At 60.7% G+C, this 16,693-nt stretch carries 16 protein-coding genes; 8 read left to right on the forward strand and 8 right to left on the reverse strand.

What is annotated here, in order from left to right; translation table 11 throughout:
- Positions 1 to 14: 14 nt before the first annotated feature.
- A complete protein-coding gene (gene guaD, locus ACR0MO_RS15740; protein ID WP_170624388.1) occupies positions 15 to 1,304 on the reverse strand; it encodes a guanine deaminase in 1,290 nt (429 codons plus the stop codon).
- 140 nt (positions 1,305 to 1,444) lie between these two features.
- Between guaD and mgtE the strand changes: the two genes are divergently transcribed.
- Together mgtE and ACR0MO_RS15750 are read left to right on the forward strand one after the other, a co-directional pair.
- A complete protein-coding gene (gene mgtE, locus ACR0MO_RS15745; protein ID WP_480882878.1) occupies positions 1,445 to 2,839 on the forward strand; it encodes a magnesium transporter in 1,395 nt (464 codons plus the stop codon).
- Positions 2,836 to 3,399, forward strand: coding sequence for a 5-formyltetrahydrofolate cyclo-ligase (locus ACR0MO_RS15750; protein ID WP_170519931.1), 564 nt, complete (start codon positions 2,836 to 2,838; stop codon positions 3,397 to 3,399). Before mgtE ends, ACR0MO_RS15750 begins: the two co-directional genes overlap by 4 nt.
- Here ACR0MO_RS15750 and ACR0MO_RS15755 read toward each other — a convergent pair.
- Entirely contained in the window at positions 3,396 to 3,623 is a 228-nt protein-coding gene (locus ACR0MO_RS15755; RefSeq protein WP_170519934.1) for a DUF333 domain-containing protein, read from the reverse strand. The two genes, ACR0MO_RS15750 and ACR0MO_RS15755, sit on opposite strands and share 4 nt — an antisense overlap.
- An 88-nt stretch (positions 3,624 to 3,711) precedes the next feature.
- Here ACR0MO_RS15755 and ACR0MO_RS15760 point away from each other — a divergent pair, with 88 nt between their 5' ends.
- From ACR0MO_RS15760 to ACR0MO_RS15770, 3 genes are all read left to right on the forward strand, one after another.
- Positions 3,712 to 4,524 (forward strand): TIGR00282 family metallophosphoesterase, encoded by an 813-nt coding sequence (locus ACR0MO_RS15760; RefSeq protein WP_170519937.1) that lies wholly within the window; start codon positions 3,712 to 3,714, stop codon positions 4,522 to 4,524.
- Positions 4,525 to 4,600: 76 nt separating this feature from the next.
- A complete protein-coding gene (locus tag ACR0MO_RS15765) occupies positions 4,601 to 6,379 on the forward strand; it encodes an SLC13 family permease (protein WP_170519942.1) in 1,779 nt (592 codons plus the stop codon).
- Between the two features lie 94 nt (positions 6,380 to 6,473).
- On the forward strand, positions 6,474 to 6,929 hold the full coding sequence (locus ACR0MO_RS15770) for an META domain-containing protein (RefSeq protein ID WP_480892206.1): 456 nt from the start codon (positions 6,474 to 6,476) through the stop codon (positions 6,927 to 6,929).
- A gap of 4 nt (positions 6,930 to 6,933) precedes the next feature.
- Here ACR0MO_RS15770 and ACR0MO_RS15775 read toward each other — a convergent pair whose 3' ends face one another.
- From ACR0MO_RS15775 to ACR0MO_RS15790, 4 genes are all read right to left on the reverse strand, one after another.
- Positions 6,934 to 8,595, reverse strand: coding sequence for an FAD-binding dehydrogenase (locus ACR0MO_RS15775; RefSeq protein WP_170519948.1), 1,662 nt, complete (start codon positions 8,593 to 8,595; stop codon positions 6,934 to 6,936).
- Positions 8,596 to 8,606: 11 nt separating this feature from the next.
- Positions 8,607 to 9,464: a bile acid:sodium symporter family protein gene (locus tag ACR0MO_RS15780; protein WP_170519950.1), complete on the reverse strand. Its 858-nt coding sequence runs from the start codon at positions 9,462 to 9,464 to the stop codon at positions 8,607 to 8,609.
- A gap of 73 nt (positions 9,465 to 9,537) precedes the next feature.
- Positions 9,538 to 10,272 carry a glutamine amidotransferase gene (locus ACR0MO_RS15785; protein ID WP_480626961.1) on the reverse strand — a complete coding sequence of 245 codons (735 nt, stop codon included), beginning with the start codon at positions 10,270 to 10,272 and terminating at the stop codon, positions 9,538 to 9,540.
- A 16-nt stretch (positions 10,273 to 10,288) separates the two neighbouring features.
- On the reverse strand, positions 10,289 to 12,061 hold the full coding sequence (locus tag ACR0MO_RS15790) for an SLC13 family permease (RefSeq protein ID WP_480892209.1): 1,773 nt from the start codon (positions 12,059 to 12,061) through the stop codon (positions 10,289 to 10,291).
- A gap of 110 nt (positions 12,062 to 12,171) precedes the next feature.
- Between ACR0MO_RS15790 and ACR0MO_RS15795 the strand changes: the two genes are divergently transcribed.
- Entirely contained in the window at positions 12,172 to 12,912 is a 741-nt protein-coding gene (locus ACR0MO_RS15795; protein ID WP_170519960.1) for a YebC/PmpR family DNA-binding transcriptional regulator, read from the forward strand.
- Positions 12,913 to 13,081: 169 nt separating this feature from the next.
- Positions 13,082 to 14,371, forward strand: a complete 1,290-nt coding sequence (locus ACR0MO_RS15800; RefSeq protein ID WP_170454918.1) for a permease — start codon at positions 13,082 to 13,084, stop codon at positions 14,369 to 14,371.
- 16 nt (positions 14,372 to 14,387) lie between these two features.
- Here ACR0MO_RS15800 and ACR0MO_RS15805 read toward each other — a convergent pair whose 3' ends face one another.
- Positions 14,388 to 15,077, reverse strand: coding sequence for a nitroreductase family protein (locus ACR0MO_RS15805; protein ID WP_170737509.1), 690 nt, complete (start codon positions 15,075 to 15,077; stop codon positions 14,388 to 14,390).
- 4 nt (positions 15,078 to 15,081) lie between these two features.
- Entirely contained in the window at positions 15,082 to 15,999 is a 918-nt protein-coding gene (locus ACR0MO_RS15810) for a LysR family transcriptional regulator ArgP (RefSeq protein WP_480892212.1), read from the reverse strand.
- A gap of 87 nt (positions 16,000 to 16,086) precedes the next feature.
- Here ACR0MO_RS15810 and ACR0MO_RS15815 point away from each other — a divergent pair, with 87 nt between their 5' ends.
- Entirely contained in the window at positions 16,087 to 16,686 is a 600-nt protein-coding gene (locus tag ACR0MO_RS15815) for a LysE/ArgO family amino acid transporter (RefSeq protein WP_170519975.1), read from the forward strand.
- Positions 16,687 to 16,693: the final 7 nt, after the last annotated feature.

The raw sequence follows: 16,693 nt of genomic DNA on the forward strand, positions 1-16,693 counted from the left end.
CGCCGCAGGCGCATTCAGCAAGCGGCTTGCGTGCCTCCGATCCAGACGTCGGCAATGGCGCGGTCGTCGCCCATCATGATGGTCGGAAACACGGCCTCCCACAGATCATCTGCGTGGGCCTCACGCTGGGCAATCGCCGGGGTCGAGGCAAGGTCGATCACAATCAGATCCGCCTCCATCCCCGGAGCAATATTGCCGATGCAATCCTCCATCCGCAGTGTCCGCGCCGAACCGACTGTACCCAGCCACAGCAACTGCGCCGGGTGCAGGGGGCGGCCGCGCAACTGGCCGATCTCGTAAGCGGCGGCCATCGTGCGCAGCATCGAAAAGCTGGACCCGCCGCCCGTATCGGTGGCCAGCCCGACCCGGTGGCCGTCATGGATCAGCCCGTTCATGTCAAAAAGACCCGAGCCGATGAAAGTGTTCGACGTCGGGCAATGCACCAGCGCCGCGTCCACCTCGCGCAACCGGTCGCGCTCGCGGTCTTCCAAATGGATGACGTGGCCATACAAGCCGTTCTGACCCAGCAGTCCAAATTTCTCATAGGTGTCCAGATAATCCCGCGCGTCGGGGAACAGGGACCGAACCCACTCGATCTCGTCCGTCTGCTCGCTCAGATGGGTTTGCATCAGGCAATGCGGATGCTCGGCCCAAAGCGCCCCCAAAGCCTCAAGCTGTTCGGGCGTCGAGGTGGGCGAAAAACGCGGCGTGATCGCGTAGGACAACCGATCCACGCGGTGCCATTTCTCCAGCAGGGCCTCGGACTGGTCATAGGCTGTCTGCGCGGTGTCCTGCAGCCCTTCGGGGGTGTTGCGGTTCATACAGGTCTTGCCCGCGACGACCCGCTGGCCGCGCTGTTGAGCGACCGAGAAGAACGCATCGACGCTTTCGGGATGGATCGTGCAGAAACTGCACATGGTCGTCGTGCCATGTGCCGTTGTCAGGTCGAGATAGCGGTTGGCAATCTCAGTCGCATAGCCCGTGTCGCCGAACTTCATCTCTTCGGGGAACGTATAGGTGTTCAGCCAATCGATCAGCCGTTTGCCCCAGCTGGCGATCATTGCGGTTTGCGGATAATGAACGTGGGGATCAACAAAGCCCGCCATGATCAGATGGTTGCCATAGTCCCGCGTTTCGGCATCCGGATGCGCGCTGCTCAGCGCGTCCAGCGCGCCGACGGCCTGAACGCGCCCGTCTTCGATCAGAACGGCTTCGTCCAGCCGGGTCGCGTCGGTTGGCTCCCCTTCAAACGGCGATCCGTCGAAACTCAGAACGCGCCCTTTCAAAAGCGTCTTTTGCGCCATTCGCCCTGTTCCCTAGCTGTTTGAGACCGTTGATCAGCATAGGCGTGCGAAAGATGTGGGTAAATCGGCGCATTGTCATTGTTTTCCGGTAGCTGCTTCTTCTAATTAAGGGCCAATGGCAAAATAAGCGGGAGCAGCACATGACGACAGGCTTTGATGATCCCGTAGCCGACTCTGCCACCGACGAAGACGTCTATGCGCTGGACCGCCGAACCGTGGCGGCGATTCTCTATGCGGTGGATGTGGAAGATCGGTCCCAGCTGATCGAGTTGATGGAGCCGCTGCACGCCGCCGACATCGCCGACCTTCTGGAACAAATCAACCCCTATGACCGCGCCCGCCTGATCCGCCTGTATGACAAGGAATTCGACGGCGACATTCTGTCGGAACTTGATGAAGCCGTCCGGGAAGAGGTCATCGGTGTTCTGAAGCCGGATGTTCTGGCCGAAGCGGTGCGGGACATGGAAAGCGACGATGTCGTTGACCTGCTGGAAGACCTTGAGGAACCCCAGCAGGAGACCATCCTGGACGCGCTGGAGGATTCCGAGCGTTTGGCGGCAGAGCAGGCGTTGTCCTACCCCGAAAACTCGGCCGGTCGCCTTATGCAGCGCGAGGTCGTCATGGCGCCCGAGCATTGGACCGTGGGTCAGGCCATCGACTTCATGCGCGCCAATGATGATCTGCCCGAGCAATTCTACCACGTCGTTCTGGTCGACCCGCGCCTGAAACCTATTGCTCAGGTCACGCTGGGCAAGTTGATGGCGACGCGGCGCGAGGTTCCGTTGCTGGATCTGACCGAGGAGGAATTCCACATCATTCCCGTCGATCAGGACGAAGAGGATGTGGCCTATGCGTTCAACCAGTACCACCTGATCTCGGCCCCCGTGGTTGACGCCGATGGCCGTTTGGTCGGGGTGATCACCATCGACGACGCCATGGTGGTTCTGGATGAGGAACACGAGGAAGACATCCTGCGTCTGGCCGGTGTCAGCGACGAAAGCTCTCTGTCGGATAGTGTGGCCGCGACCAGTCGTCGGCGTCTGCCGTGGCTGGCGGTGAATCTGTGTACGGCCATTTGTGCCTCGCTGGTGATTTCGCAGTTCGAGGCGGCGATTGATCAACTGGTGGCACTGGCGATCCTGATGCCGATTGTGGCCTCGATGGGCGGCAATGCGGGTACGCAGTCGCTGACCGTTGCGGTGCGGGCGTTGGCCACGCGCGACCTGACCGGTTCAAACGTGGGGCGTGTGATCCGGCGAGAGCTGTTGGTCGGCATGCTCAACGGGCTGTGTTTTGCCATCGTTCTGGGGACGGTTGGGATGCTGTGGTTCGACTCGCCGCTGCTGGGCGTCGTGATTGGATCAGCCTTGGTCGTGAACATGATCATCGCGGGCTTTGCGGGTACGGTAGTACCGGTCTTGCTGGACCGAATGGGCGTTGACCCGGCTCTGGCATCGGGGACCTTTGTGACAACCACAACGGATGTGATGGGTTTCTTCATTTTCTTGGGGCTGGCCAGCGTGGTGCTTTTGTGACCGATCTGACTGAAATCAAGGCCGCAGCGCGCAAAGCGGCGTTCGCACGCCGCAAAGCCGCGTTTGACGCGCGCCTGCCCGGCGCCGCTGGGCGTCTGTCCGAAGTGCTGGCTGGCTACCGCGGTGTGCCGCTGTCGGGCTACATGCCGATCCGAACCGAGATTGATCCGCTGCCCGCCATGGCCGAGGCCTCGGCCTATGGTCCGGTCGGTGTGCCTGTGATTCAAGCCGCCGGTCAGGCGCTCAAGTTCTCGCGCTGGACGCCCGAAGGCGTGCTGAAAGACGGGCCTTTCGGGGCAAAAGTGCCCGAGATTGACGACTATTTCGACCCCGAGATCCTGATCGTCCCGCTGGTGGCTTTCGATGCGCAGGGTGGCCGCCTGGGCTATGGCGGCGGGTTCTACGACCGTACACTGGAAGGGCTGCGTGCCAAGCATCCGACGCTGGCCATAGGGTTCGCCTTCGATGCGCAAGAGGCCGACGGGCTGCCGCTGGAACCGACCGATCAGCCGCTGGACATGGTCATCACCGAAAGCCGGGTGCTGAGTTTCGGACCCTAACCCATATTCTCTGCCCGGAAATACTCCCACGCATCTTGTGTTGAGCCATCGGGCAAGGTGCAGGTCCCTGTTTGACCGTCCGCGCTGTCCTGTATCTCGTACTGCCCGCCTTTTTCGACGCAGTAGGTCGCCGCCGGATTGGCAAGTTCGGTCGATTGTTCCGAAGGCTGATCGCAGGCCGCCAGAGGGATAAGCATGGCAACCGAAATGAGGTAGCGGGTCATAAATCTCTCCTGTCCGATGCAGTTTTGCGCTCTATCGCCATAGTTTAACCGCTTGTGCTTGGCATTGACCACACTTAGGACGGTTGGCATGAGGATACTTTTTCTGGGTGACGTCATGGGCCGCGCGGGACGCACGGCCATCCAGCAGCATCTGCCGCGTCTGCGCGAAGACTGGCGGCTGGATTTCGTTGTGGTGAATGGTGAGAATGCCTCGAACGGGATGGGCCTGACCGGCGATCACGCCAAGCTGTTGCTGGATGCGGGCGCGGATTGTGTGACGCTGGGCGATCATGCCTTCGATCAGAAGGACATGCTGCAATTCATCGAGAAAGAGCCGCGCATCGTGCGCCCGGTGAACTTTGCCAAAGGCGCACCGGGTCGGGGGCATCGCCTGTTCAATGCGCCTGGCGGCCGCAAGGTGCTGGTGGTTCAGGTGCTTGGGCAGGTCTTCATGAAACGGCCCTTCGACGATCCGTTTTCGGCCATTGAACCGATCCTGAAATCCCACCCGCGCGGCGGGCAGGCGAACGCAATTATCGTCGATATGCACTGCGAGGCCACGTCCGAGAAGATGGCCATGGGCCATTATTGCGACAAGCGCGCCAGCCTTGTGGTGGGAACGCATACGCATGTGCCGACGGCGGACTCACAAATCCTGCCCGGTGGCACCGCCTATCTGACGGATGCGGGGATGTGCGGCGACTATGACTCGGTCATTGGCATGGACAAAATCGAGCCGATGCGCCGTTTCATCACCGGCATGCCCAAGGCCCGCTTTACCCCGGCGAATGGCGAGGCAACGCTAAGCGGTGTATTCGTCGAGACCAACGATCAGGACGGCAGCGCAAAAACCGTGCGAATGGTGCGCGTCGGTGGGCGGTTAGAGCAGGCGGGGCCGTAAAGGCTTGCTCTGCCCCGCGCAATGCGGGAAACTACCCATCAGGCGCTTGGGCCAGGGTTCGGACAGAATACCACGAATGCAATTCCTCTCACTGACAGATACGGGCAGCGCAATTCTGGCGCTTTTGATCGTTGCGGGCATGTTCGTCATGTTCCTGCGCGAGGTCTACCCGACCGAGGTTGTGGCCATTGGCGGCGTTGCCCTGATGCTGGTCACTGGGATCTTGCCCTATCAAAGCGCGCTGGCCGTCCTGTCGAACCCGGCCCCATGGACCATTGCCGCGATGTTCATCATCATGGGGGCGCTGGTGCGCACCGGAGCACTGGACGCCTTCACCTCGACCGCGCAGAAACAGGCTCAGGTGAACCCGCGCATTGCCATTGGGCTGCTGATGGCGTTTGTTGTGCTGGCCTCGGCGGTTGTGTCGAATACGCCGGTCGTTGTGGTGATGATCCCGGTTTTCGTCCAGATCGCGCGCACGCTGAACGTTCCGGCCTCAAAACTGCTGATCCCGCTGAGTTATGCGGCCATTCTGGGCGGTACGCTGACCCTGATCGGAACCTCGACCAATCTGCTGGTGGATGGCGTAGCCCGCGCGCAGGGCATGGCGGCGTTCACGATCTTCGAGGTTACGCCATTGGGCATCGCTCTGGTCATTTATGGCATGGTCTATCTGCGTTTTATCGCCCCGCGCCTGCTACCGGATCGCGACAGCATGGCAACCTTGCTCAGCGACCGGTCAAAGATGAAATTCTTTACCGAGGCCGTCATTCCCCCCGACAGCAACCTGATCGGGCGCGAGGTCACTGGGGTCCAGCTGTTCAAACGCCCCGGCGTACGTCTGATCGACGTGGTTCGGGGCGACGAGTCCCTGCGGCGCAACCTTAAAGGGATCGAGCTGCGCGTCGGTGACCGGGTGGTTCTGCGCACTGAAATGACCGAGCTTCTCAGCCTGCAAAGCAACAAAGAGCTGAAGCGCGTTGATCAGGTCTCGGCGGTTGAGACAAAAACTGTCGAGGTTCTGATCACCCCCGGATGCCGCATGGTCGGTCGCACGTTGGGCGCAATGCGTCTGCGTCGCCGGTATGGTGTCTATACTCTGGCCGTACATCGCCGGAATCAGAATATCGGGCGACAGCTGGATGATCTGGTGGTGCGTGTTGGTGACACGCTGCTGTTGGAAGGGGCCCCGGCGGATATTCAGCGTCTGGCGGCGGAAATGGATATGGTCGATGTCAGCCAACCTTCGGCCCGAGCGTTCCGCCGCAGCCATGCCCCGATTGCGATTGGCGCATTGATCGGGATCGTCGCTCTGGCCGCGCTGGGCGTGGCGCCTATTTTGTTGCTGTCGATCCTTGCGGTTGCGATTGTCCTTTTGACCCGCTGTATCGACGCGGATGAGGCGTTTTCCTTTGTCGAAGGCCGCCTGTTGGCGCTGATCTTTGCCATGCTGGCTATCGGGGCGGCGCTGGATGCCTCGGGCGCAGTATCGCTGATTGTGGAAGCCATCGCGCCGTCGCTGGGGCTGCTGCCGCCCTTCCTGATCATCTGGGCGGTTTACCTTCTGACCTCGGTCCTGACCGAGCTGGTGTCCAACAACGCGGTGGCGGTGGTTGTGACCCCCATTGCCATCGGTTTGGCGCAGGCGGTGGGCATTGATCCGCGCCCGCTGGTTGTTGCCGTTATGGTCGCCGCCTCGGCCTCGTTCGCGACACCTATCGGCTATCAGACCAACATGATGGTTTACGGCCCTGGCGGCTACCGGTTCACCGATTTCATGAAGGTTGGCATCCCGCTGAACCTGACGGTCGGCCTGCTGGCCTCGCTGCTGATCCCGCTGATCTGGCCGCTGTGATACCGGCGCTGTTTTGCCGAACGCAACGTCGCAACCTTGTAAATCCCGTTTCTGTCCCAATCTTTTCTTCAAATGTTTGAAGTAAAAGGACAGAATGATGCCTTTTCCAAAGATCGGTCAGGCCATTGTTGCCGGTGCAATCGTATTGACCCTGTTGGGCACCAACAGCATGGCGCAGAGTGACAGCGATCCGGCGCAAACACCGGATGCCGCGGTGTTGGAGAACACAAAATGGTCCGCCATCGGTATCGACGGGGCCGTGTTAAACGCCGAAAAAAGCCCCGAACTTGCCTTTGAAGCCGATGGTGCATTTGGCGGCAGCGGCGGGTGCAACCGGTTTACCGGACGGGCCCAGATGTCTGGGGATCGGATCGAATTCCCCGAGAATATCGCCGCGACCTTGATGGCCTGCCCGCCCGAGGCCGAGCAGACGGAACGCCAGTTCTTTGACGCGCTGCAACAGGTCGCGACCTATGCCGTTGCGGGCGACAGTCTGGTCATGCTGGATCAGAATGGCGAGCCGGTGTTGAAATTCATCCGCCTGCCCTAAGCGTTTACGCCACAGCCCGGGACCGGCCTGCGTTGCGGCCCGAGAAGATGCAGCCACCCAGGAACGAGCCCTCAAGCGCGTTATATCCGTGATAGCCACCGCCGCCGAACCCGGCGACCTCTCCGGCGGCGAACAGGCCGGGGACGACCTGACCATCTGCGCCGATCATCTGGCTGTCCAGATTGGTCTGCAATCCGCCCAAAGTCTTGCGGGTCAGGATATGCAGCTTGACCGCGATCAGCGGGCCATTGGACGGGTCGAGGAATTTGTGCGGCTTGGCTGTGCGGATCAGTTTGTCGCCGCGATAGTTGCGCGCCGCCAGAATCGCCGCAATCTGCGCGTCCTTGGTAAAGGGGTTGTCGACCTGGCTGTCCCGCGCCTCGATCTGGGCGCGCAGATGCGCCTCGTCGATCAGGCCGCCGCCCAGTTGGTTCATGCCGCTGACCAGTTCGGTTAGCGTGTTGGCAACAATGAAATCCTCGCCATGTTCCTTGAACGCTTCGACCGGGGTAGTGGCTTTTGACCCGGTCAGGACGCGCTGGAACAGCACCTCGCGCCAGCCACCTTCGGTCATGTCGGGGTTTTGTTCAGACCCCGACAGGGCGAATTCCTTCTTGATCACCTTCTGGGTCAACACAAACCAGCTATAGTCATACCCGGTTTTCAGGATTTCTTTCAGCGTGCCCAGCGTGTCAAACCCCGGCAGACATGGCGGTTTCATCCGGTTGCCGCGCGCGTCGAACCACATGGAACTGGGGCCGGGCAGGATGCGAATACCGTGCGAGGGCCAGATCGGGTTCCAGTTGCGCAGCCCTTCGGTGTAGTGCCACATCCGGTCGCCATTGATCACGTGCCCTCCGGCCTTTTCGCTGATCGCGATCATGCGGCCATCCACATGAAACGGAACACCCGCCACCATGTCCTTCGGGGGCTCGCCCAGCCTGTCACGGGGCCAGTTCTTGCGCACCATCTCGAAATTGCCGCCGATCCCGCCCGAGGTGACGATGACCGAGGGCGCATAGACCTCGAACTCACCCACCTCATCCCGGTTGGTTTTGGCACCGTGCGGAGCGGTATCATCCGCCAGCACCTCGCCCGAGACGCCCTTGGCGCTGCCGTTCTGCATGATGATATGGCTAACCTGATGGCGGAATTTCAACTCGATCCGTCCGGCGCTGACATGGTCACGCACGCGGCGGATGAAGTGTTTCAGAACGCCCGGACCGGTGCCCCACGTGATGTGAAACCGGGGAACCGAGTTGCCGTGACCGTCCGCATAAGACCCGCCTCGCTCGGCCCATCCCACGATTGGAAACCAGCGCAGACCCATCTCGTGCAGCCATGGGCGCATTTCTCCGGCGGCGAATTCCACATAAGCCTCGGCCCATTTGCGCGGCCACGCGTCCTCGTCCCGGTCGAACTGCGCGCTGCCCATCCAGTCGCGCAAGGCCAGGTCGTGGCTGTCCTTGATCCCCATCCGACGTTGTTCGGGGGTATCGACCATGAACAGCCCACCAAGGCTCCAGAATGCCTGACCGCCCAGAAAACGCTCAGGCTCCTGATCCAGCAGGATTACCTTTTTACCCCGATCACCCAGTTCCGCTGCCGCAACCAATCCCGCCAGTCCGCCACCGACGACAACCGCATCTGCCGTGTTATTGGTCATGAACAGTCCTTTCAGCGTTGGCGAAACCAGACAAGGAAGGGGAACACGACCGCATACATCGTAATCCCATAGACAGCAGATGGCAGGGCCAGGGGGCTGAACCCGCTATCCGTGCCGGTGATCAGGGCCGCCAGCGTGATCCCCAGCGTCGAGTTCTGGATACCTGTTTCGACCGAGACAGTTTTACTCTCGGGCCATGACAGATTTGCGGCACGCGCGATCCCCAGCCCGATTAGCAAAAGCGCAACGTTCAGGGAAATCAAGCCCGCACCCATGATCCCGAGGTTATCGACAAAAAGCTGCCAGTTTCCGGCCAGCGCGGCGACGACGATCAGAACGAACAATACGGTTGCCAGCTTGGACAAACCGTTTTCGATCCGGTTTGCAAACCCAGTTGCAAACCTGCGAAGTCCCACGCCGATGGCCACGGGAAGTGTTGTGATCAGGAACATGGCAATGGCCAGACCGCTGATCGAAACCTCGGGCGCGTTTTCGCCCATGAAATGCGTGATGGACCATGCTGCAAGAACGGGTACCGTCAGGATCGACAGGATGCTGATCACCGCCGTCAGGCTGACCGACAGGGCCACGTCCCCCTTGGCCAGTTTGGTCAGGATGTTGCTGGTCACACCGCCGGGACAAAAGCTGAGCAGCATGAAACCGACCGCGATTTCAGGTGGCAGGCCGAACAGCTTGACGGTCGTGAACGCCGCGATGGGCAGAAGGACGACCTGACATGCCGCACCGATTGCAAAAGGGTATTTGCGGCTCAGCACACGCCGGAAATCCGCGATTTCAAGCCCGACGCCCAGCGACAGCATGATAATGGCCAGCGAGATCGGCAGGCCGACATTAATGAGTAGATCCAAGAACAACTCCTCCCCAAGTCGTTTCGGATCAGCCTATGCTAGCCTGAAAGCCGCAGGCAATACCGCCGTTAGGTCACTTGTAGCGGTCGACGAAGCGTCTCAGGATTTCTCCGGGTTGGGTGACGTCTGCGGCGTTGCAGATATCGATCAGACGTTGCGCGTCTTCGGGCGGGAAATAGCCGTGGTGCTTGTAGATATTGATGCGCTGCTCGAAATCCTTTGCGTCCGCCTCGGGGTGAAACTGCGTGGCATAGACGTTCTGGCCCCAGCGGATCATCTGAAACGGGCAGGGGTCAGACGCAACAAGGTGTACGCAGCCGTCAGGCAGGGCTTGCACGGCTTCCTTGTGGCCGACAAAGGCGTCGAATTCCGGGGTCAGCCCGGCTGTCAAAGGGTCTGATGCGCCGTCGTCGGTCAGTCGGCAGGATGATGGACCAACCGGCTCGCCGAACCGGGCTTTGCTGACATCTCCGCCCAGATGCGCGGCCAGAACACCCAGCCCATAGCAGCAGCCCATGAAGGGATGATCTTGCGCCGTGATCTGAGGCATCAGCCCCATTACCGCGCCTTCGATCTTTGCGTCCAACGCGGATTTTGTCTCGGGCTCGTCACTGACGCAGCCCGGGCCGCCGCCGACGATGATGCCCGCATAGTCGGTGACATCCAGCCCCGCGGGCAGATCTTCGCAATCCAGCCGAATGCGGTGGGTCTGCTCGGGCGACAGACCGGTCTTGTCCAGGATCGAGGCATATTCCGCGTCCGAGGCATCGGTTTCGGGACGCAGCTGGAGGATCAGAAAACGTTTCATGGGCTGGCTTTACCTGTCAAAGCGGCCAGAACACAAGGATAGCGGGGATCGATACGGTGATGATCAGGATCTCAAGCGGCAATCCCATGCGCCAATAGTCGCCAAACCGATACCCTCCGGGACCCAGAACCAGCGTATTGTTCTTGTGCCCAATCGGCGTCAGAAACGCGGCCGAGGCTGCCACGGCCACCGTCATCAGGAACGGATCCGGCGAAACGTCAAGCGTGCGGGCCATCTGGATGCCGACCGGGGCGGCGACAATGGCGGTGGCCGTGTTGTTCAGAACGTCCGACAGTGTCATCGTCACAACCATCAGCACGGTCAGAATGGCCCAAGCGGGCAATCCGCCAGTCAGTTGGATCAGGGCGTTGGCGATCAACTCGGTGCCGCCCGAGGTCTCCAAAGCGCTGCCCAGCGGGATCATCGAACCCAACAGAACGACAACCGGCCATTCGATATGATTGTAGATGTCGCTGATGGGCATGATCTTGGTCAGGACATAGGCAATGACCACCAATCCCAAAGCGATAGGCAGATAGATCAGGCCGACACTGGCGGCCAGAACGGCAGCTGCGAACAGACCAATGGCGAGCCACGCCTTTTCGTTCGCCGTCACGTTCAGGCCCCGTTGTGCCAGAGGCAGACAGCCTAGCCATTCGGTGACGTCGGCTCCGCGGTCGCGGGGGCAGAGCAACAGAAGGATGTCACCGGCCTCGACTTCCGTCTTGCGGACCTGTTCGGTGATCCGGCGGCCCTGACGGGAAATACCCATCAGAACCGTACTCTGCCGCCAGGCCAGCCCCAACCCTTGCGCGGTACGGCCCGTGATCTGGGCGCTTTCGGTGGCGACGACCTCGATAACCTCAAGCCCTTCGCCTTCGGCGGTCAGCACTTCTTGCCGCCGGGTATCCGAGAAATCGAGGTTCAGGGCGGCGCGGAACTCGTCCAGCGCCTCGGGGCGGGCTTCCAGAACCAGCGCGTCGCCTTCGGCCAGAGTCGCATGGGCAGAGCGGCCATAGCGCCGCTTGCCGTCCCGGATCAGGCCGATAATGGCCACGTCGGATTTTTCGGCGGCCTCGTACAGCTCGCTGACACGCTTGCCGATATGGGACGATTCAGGCGGCAGGGTCAGTTCGGCGATGTATTCGGCAAGGGTCTCGGACGCCTCTTCCTGCTTGCCCCGGTTGGGGATCAGTCGCCAGCCGATCAGAGATACAAAGGCCAGCCCGGCAATGGCGGCAATGCCACCGACCGGGGCGAAATCGAACATCCTGAAGGGCTCACCCAGCGTCTCGGCCCGGATCGAGGCGATGATGATATTGGGCGGCGTGCCGATCAGGGTTGCCATCCCGCCCAGAATGGTCGCGAAACTCAGCGGCATCAGCGACAGGCCCACGGATCGCCCGGCCTTGCGTGCGGTCTGAATGTCCACCGGCATCAAAAGGGCCAGCGCGGCGACGTTGTTCATGAAGGCCGACAGGACCGCTCCGATCCCGCCCATCAGCGCGATATGCGCCCCCAGACCGCGCGAGGCATCGACCAGAGTACGGGTTATCAGAAACACGGCCCCAGACCGGACCAACCCGGCCGAGACGACCAGCACAAGTGCGACGATGATCGTGGCCGGGTGCCCGAACCCCGCAAAAGCGTTGTCGACCGGCACCACGCCCAGCACGACGCCCACCATCAAAGCGGCAAAGGCCACAAGGTCATAGCGAAAACGCCCCCATAGCAGCAGCCCAAAAACAGTGATGAAAAGTGCAAAAAGAATGATTTGATCTGTCGTCATGGGCTCACCATACCCGCAAGGGGGCGTCTCGCAAGCCGGTCTCTTGATCCTGCCCCCCGCAAACGTCTATATGAGCGCCGAATACGCAAACACGATGACGAGGACGCATTATGGCAGGCCACTCCAAATGGGCCAATATCCAGCACCGCAAGGGACGTCAGGACGCCGCGCGGTCCAAACTGTTTTCCAAACTGTCGAAAGAGATCACCGTGGCCGCCAAGATGGGCGACCCCGATCCCGACAAGAACCCGCGCCTGCGTCTGGCGGTGAAAGAGGCCAAGTCGAACTCGGTCCCCAAGGACGTGATCGACCGCGCGATCAAGAAATCGGTCGCGGGTGAAGGCGACGATTATGAAGAAATCCGGTACGAGGGCTACGGCCCCAATGGCGTTGCTGTGATCGTCGAGACGATGACGGATAACCGCAATCGGACGGCCTCGACCGTGCGCTCGACGTTTTCGAAGAATGGCGGCAATCTGGGTGAGACCGGCTCGGTCGGGTTCATGTTCGACCGCAAGGGTGAGGTTGTCTATCAGGCGGACGCAGGCGACGCGGATACCATTTTCGAAGCCGCGATCGAGGCCGGCGCCGAAGATGTCGAAAGCTCGGAAGACGGTCACATCATCTGGTGCGCGGATACCGATTTGAACGATGTCTCCAACGCGCTGGAAGAGGCGCTGGGTGAATCCGAATCCACCAAGCTGGTCTGGAAACCCACGACCACAACCGAACTTGGTCTGGAAGACATGCAAAAGCTGATGAAACTGGTCGATGCGCTGGAAGACGATGATGACGTGCAGCGCGTCACAACCAATTTCGAAGCGACTGATGAGGTCATGGCGCAGCTCTGACCCTTTCAACCCGATCGGTGTTGGGCCCGGCCAGTTTGGCCGGGCTTTTTTGTTTCGGGCATTTCACGGGATGCTTGGTCAAGGCCCGGGAACGCAATAGTCTGGGGGCCTGACAAAGCAACCGGGACGGGCCCGCAGGCTGGCTGCGTGGCTTGGGATTTTGACAAGCATGGCAAAAGACCCATCAGATCTGGCAAGGCGAAACGTTCCGGTTTTGGCGGGGCAGAGCATTCTGTCTCAGGTCGCCTGGACGTTGGGAAGCCCATCCGTTGTTCTGCCGTTTCTGGCGGTGTCTTTTGAATTGCCGATGTTCGTCGCCGGGGCTTTGGTCTCGGTTCGGATGGTCGGCAGCATGATCGCCGATTTTTTCCTGGCCCGAACCATTGCCGCCCAGACGCAGAAAAAGCGCGGGATCGCGATGACCGAGGTTGCAATTGGCGCCTGCCTGTTGATCGCCATAGCTGTGGCGGCGACGGGATTGGTGCCCCTGATCGCGGTTGCATTCATTTCGATCTTTTTCCTGATCGGTCTGTTCGATGAGATCCAAAACCTGATGTATACGGATCTGATCGGGGATCATGTTCAGTCCAAATCCCGAATGCTGATGCATTACCTGCAACTGGGTGCAGGCGGTTTGGGCGCAATTGGGCTGGCATTGCTGGTCCACGAAATCACCAAGGACAACCCGCCCTTTTCCCGCCATTCTGCCGTTATTGCCGTTTCGGTCACGTTCTTCCTGCTGTCCGGCCTGTCGATCCTTGCCATGGCCGAGATTGGTCAGGCTATACAGGGCAAAGGCACTGAAAAATCGACACCGAAACTGTCGCTGAGGGCCAATATCCAATCCGTTCTCAGCATGTTTCAACATCAGTGGTTCCGGCGCTATCTGGTCATGCGGATGCCGCTGGTTGTTGTCTCGCTATCTGTGCCCTTCTTCGCGTTGATCGCGGCCGAGGCGCATCACAGTTCGGCCAAAGGGCTGACGGCGATGATTGTGTCGTCGGCGTCGGGATATCTGGTCTCGGCCCCGCTTTGGCAGATCGTGAACATGAAATCTCATCGCGCGGTGATGGTGGCCGGAACGCTGATGGTGGCGGCGACGGGGATCATCCTGCTGGGGTTTCACTATCTTGGTATCGATCACGAGGTTCACCTGCACGCGATTGCGTTGTTCATCGTCACGGTCGCGGTGACCGGGATCAGCAGCGCCCGCAAGCTGTACTTTCTGGATGTCGCGCCGAAAGAGCAGCGCGTTCAGGGGTCAGCCGCGATCAAAAGCATCGTGCGCCTGACCGCCGTTGCCGTATCCGCCGCCCTTGCAGGCGTTGCGCATCTGCATGAGGTGTCGCTGGCGGTCGCCTTCATCGTGTTGTGCAGTTTGATCGCCGCGGTGGCCTGTTACCGTGTGGTTTTGCCGAAAGAGGCACAGGTTGCGCCAGGCAGCGCAACCGGCACCTGATCCAAGATCGAGTTGCTTAGAAGAAGGAGGAAATCTCCTCCAGCGGCTTTTTCAACTTGGCCACAGCCGGAACCGTCGCACTGTTCGACGGGTGCCCGACCGCGATGATCATCGTGGGCTTTTCCGAGGCCGGACGCCCCAAAGCGTCGTTGAGGAATTTCATGGGATTGGGTGTGTGCGTCAGGGTGGACAACCCCGCGTGGTGCAAGGCGGCCAGCAGAAAGCCGGTGGCGATGTTGACGCTTTCGGGAACGTAGTAGTTCTTGTAGCGTGTCCCGTCCTCGAACTCGCCCCAGCGCTGGGCGAACACCACGATCAGCCAGGGGGCGATGGTCAGGTGCTCCTTGACGGCGTTGGTGCCGATGGGTTCCAGCGCCTTGATCCACTCATCGCTTGCACCGCCATCGTAGAACCGGCGCTCTTCTTCTTCCGCCTCTTCCCGGATGCGCTGTTTCAGGGCGGGGTCGGAAATGGCCGCAAAATGCCAGGGTTGATGGTTTGCACCAGAGGGCGCGGAACCCGCTGTACGCAGGCAGGTCTCGATCACTTCTTTTTCAACCGGTCGATCTGTGAAGTCGCGGACCGAGTGGCGCTGCCGCATCTTGTCATAGAAGGCCTGCGCCGCCTCCTGCATCTGTGCGTCGGTGAAATCGCAGCGGTCGGGCAGGGGAATGGGATCATAGCTGAGAGCGTCGCGTGAAAACATAAAGTTACTCCGAAGGTTTCCCTTTTATCCGGTGGTCAGCGGCAGGGATCAAGGCTTTGGCAGCAGCGTGTTTGACTGCCCGGGTCAACGGGGCCAGCGCCGGGGCCAGAACGCGCCTGACCTGCCAGGTCAGCGCAATGTCCAGCGGCGCGTCCGGGACAATCGGCTGCAAGCGCCCATCTGATATGGGGCCGTGCACAAGGGGTTCGGGGTTCATGCCCCAGCCGATCCCCGCAATCGCCGCATCGACGAACCCATGGGATGACGGCAAAAAATGTGACGGAGGAGAAATGCGGCGACTGGTCCGCCCGGCAATCCACGCCTTTTGCAGCCCGTCCTTGCGATTGAACACAAGTTTGGGCGCTGCGCTAAGGGATTCGGCATCGACACCGTCGCGAAACCAGCGTCGGATGAAGTCCGGGCTGGCAGTTGGCAGGTATCGCATGGCCCCAAGCTCGACCGCGTCGCAGCCCGTGACCGGCTGGCCGCCCACGGTGATCGCCGCGCTGACCTCGCCCCGGCGCAGCCACTCGGCAGAATGGTCCTGATCGTCGATGACCAGATCGAACAGCAGGCCCGTTGCGCTGGCCATGGCATCCACGAACCACGTGGCCAGAACATCAGCTGGAATCGCCACCCGCACCCGTGCCGGATCGGTGCCTTGATCCAGCGTGAGCTCGCGGGCCAGCTGCGCCTCTAGCAGCCCGATATCCTCGGCATATTGTGCGATGCGCAGGCCAGCCGGTGTGCCGGTGCAGGGTGTCCCCCGGTTGATCAGCGCCGCGCCGATGCGATCCTCCAGCGCCTTGATCCGTTGCGAGATCGCCGAAGGCGTCACCGCCAGCGCGTTTGCGGCCGCGTCAAAGCTGCCATGGCGCAGAATGGCGGACAAAGCCGACAGATGGTTGGGATCAAGTAGCATTAGCCAGATTTAATTCACTTCAGCATCTTTAATTTGATAGAGCGCGCCGCGATCGCTAGTCAACGCCTCGCAACAGCAGGAGGCCCCATGTCGACAACCCTCATCGCCGGATTTGTGCTCAGCTTCAGCCTGATTCTTGCCATCGGGGCGCAAAACGCCTTCATCCTGCGGCAGGGTGTGCGGCGCGAGCATGTGTTTGTCCTGTGCCTGACCTGCGCGGTCTCTGACGCGATCCTGATTGCAGCGGGTGTGGCGGGGTTTGGTTCGTTGGCAAAGGCAATGCCCTGGTTCGAACCCGTCATGCGGTACGGCGGGGCCGCTTTTCTGACCTGGTACGGGCTGCGCAGCTTTCTGTCGGCCTGGCGAGGTGGCGCGGCATTGGAGGCGGCCAATGGCCAACGCACAAGCCTGCGCAGCGCGTTGCTGACAGTGTTGGCCTTCACCTGGCTGAATCCGCATGTTTATCTGGATACGGTTGTCCTGATCGGTTCGATCTCGGCGCAATATGACGACCGGCTGAGCTTTGCGGTCGGGGCCATTCTGTCCAGCTTTGTATTTTTCTTTTCCCTTGGCTACGGGGCCCGAATTCTGTCCCCGCTTTTTGCACGTCCCCGGGCCTGGCAGGTGCTGGATGTCCTTATCGGTCTGGTCATGCTGAGTATCGCTTTGAAACTTGTTATCATGTGAAGGGTTG

It is taken from the genome of Ruegeria sp. K5 (assembly GCF_056531805.1).

What these genes read in the sequence shown, in the direction of transcription:
- ACR0MO_RS15815 (WP_170519975.1), top strand. Translation starts at nt 16,087, where the DNA reads ATGTCGACAACCCTCATCGCCGGATTTGTGCTCAGCTTCAGCCTGATT.
- ACR0MO_RS15810 (WP_480892212.1), bottom strand. Translation starts at nt 15,999, where the DNA reads ATGCTACTTGATCCCAACCATCTGTCGGCTTTGTCCGCCATTCTGCGC.
- ACR0MO_RS15760 (WP_170519937.1), top strand. Translation starts at nt 3,712, where the DNA reads ATGAGGATACTTTTTCTGGGTGACGTCATGGGCCGCGCGGGACGCACG.
- ACR0MO_RS15765 (WP_170519942.1), top strand. Translation starts at nt 4,601, where the DNA reads ATGCAATTCCTCTCACTGACAGATACGGGCAGCGCAATTCTGGCGCTT.
- ACR0MO_RS15775 (WP_170519948.1), bottom strand. Translation starts at nt 8,595, where the DNA reads ATGACCAATAACACGGCAGATGCGGTTGTCGTCGGTGGCGGACTGGCG.
- ACR0MO_RS15755 (WP_170519934.1), bottom strand. Translation starts at nt 3,623, where the DNA reads ATGACCCGCTACCTCATTTCGGTTGCCATGCTTATCCCTCTGGCGGCC.
- ACR0MO_RS15770 (WP_480892206.1), top strand. Translation starts at nt 6,474, where the DNA reads ATGATGCCTTTTCCAAAGATCGGTCAGGCCATTGTTGCCGGTGCAATC.
- ACR0MO_RS15805 (WP_170737509.1), bottom strand. Translation starts at nt 15,077, where the DNA reads ATGTTTTCACGCGACGCTCTCAGCTATGATCCCATTCCCCTGCCCGAC.
- guaD (WP_170624388.1), bottom strand. Translation starts at nt 1,304, where the DNA reads ATGGCGCAAAAGACGCTTTTGAAAGGGCGCGTTCTGAGTTTCGACGGA.
- ACR0MO_RS15800 (WP_170454918.1), top strand. Translation starts at nt 13,082, where the DNA reads ATGGCAAAAGACCCATCAGATCTGGCAAGGCGAAACGTTCCGGTTTTG.
- ACR0MO_RS15795 (WP_170519960.1), top strand. Translation starts at nt 12,172, where the DNA reads ATGGCAGGCCACTCCAAATGGGCCAATATCCAGCACCGCAAGGGACGT.
- mgtE (WP_480882878.1), top strand. Translation starts at nt 1,445, where the DNA reads ATGACGACAGGCTTTGATGATCCCGTAGCCGACTCTGCCACCGACGAA.
- ACR0MO_RS15785 (WP_480626961.1), bottom strand. Translation starts at nt 10,272, where the DNA reads ATGAAACGTTTTCTGATCCTCCAGCTGCGTCCCGAAACCGATGCCTCG.
- ACR0MO_RS15790 (WP_480892209.1), bottom strand. Translation starts at nt 12,061, where the DNA reads ATGACGACAGATCAAATCATTCTTTTTGCACTTTTCATCACTGTTTTT.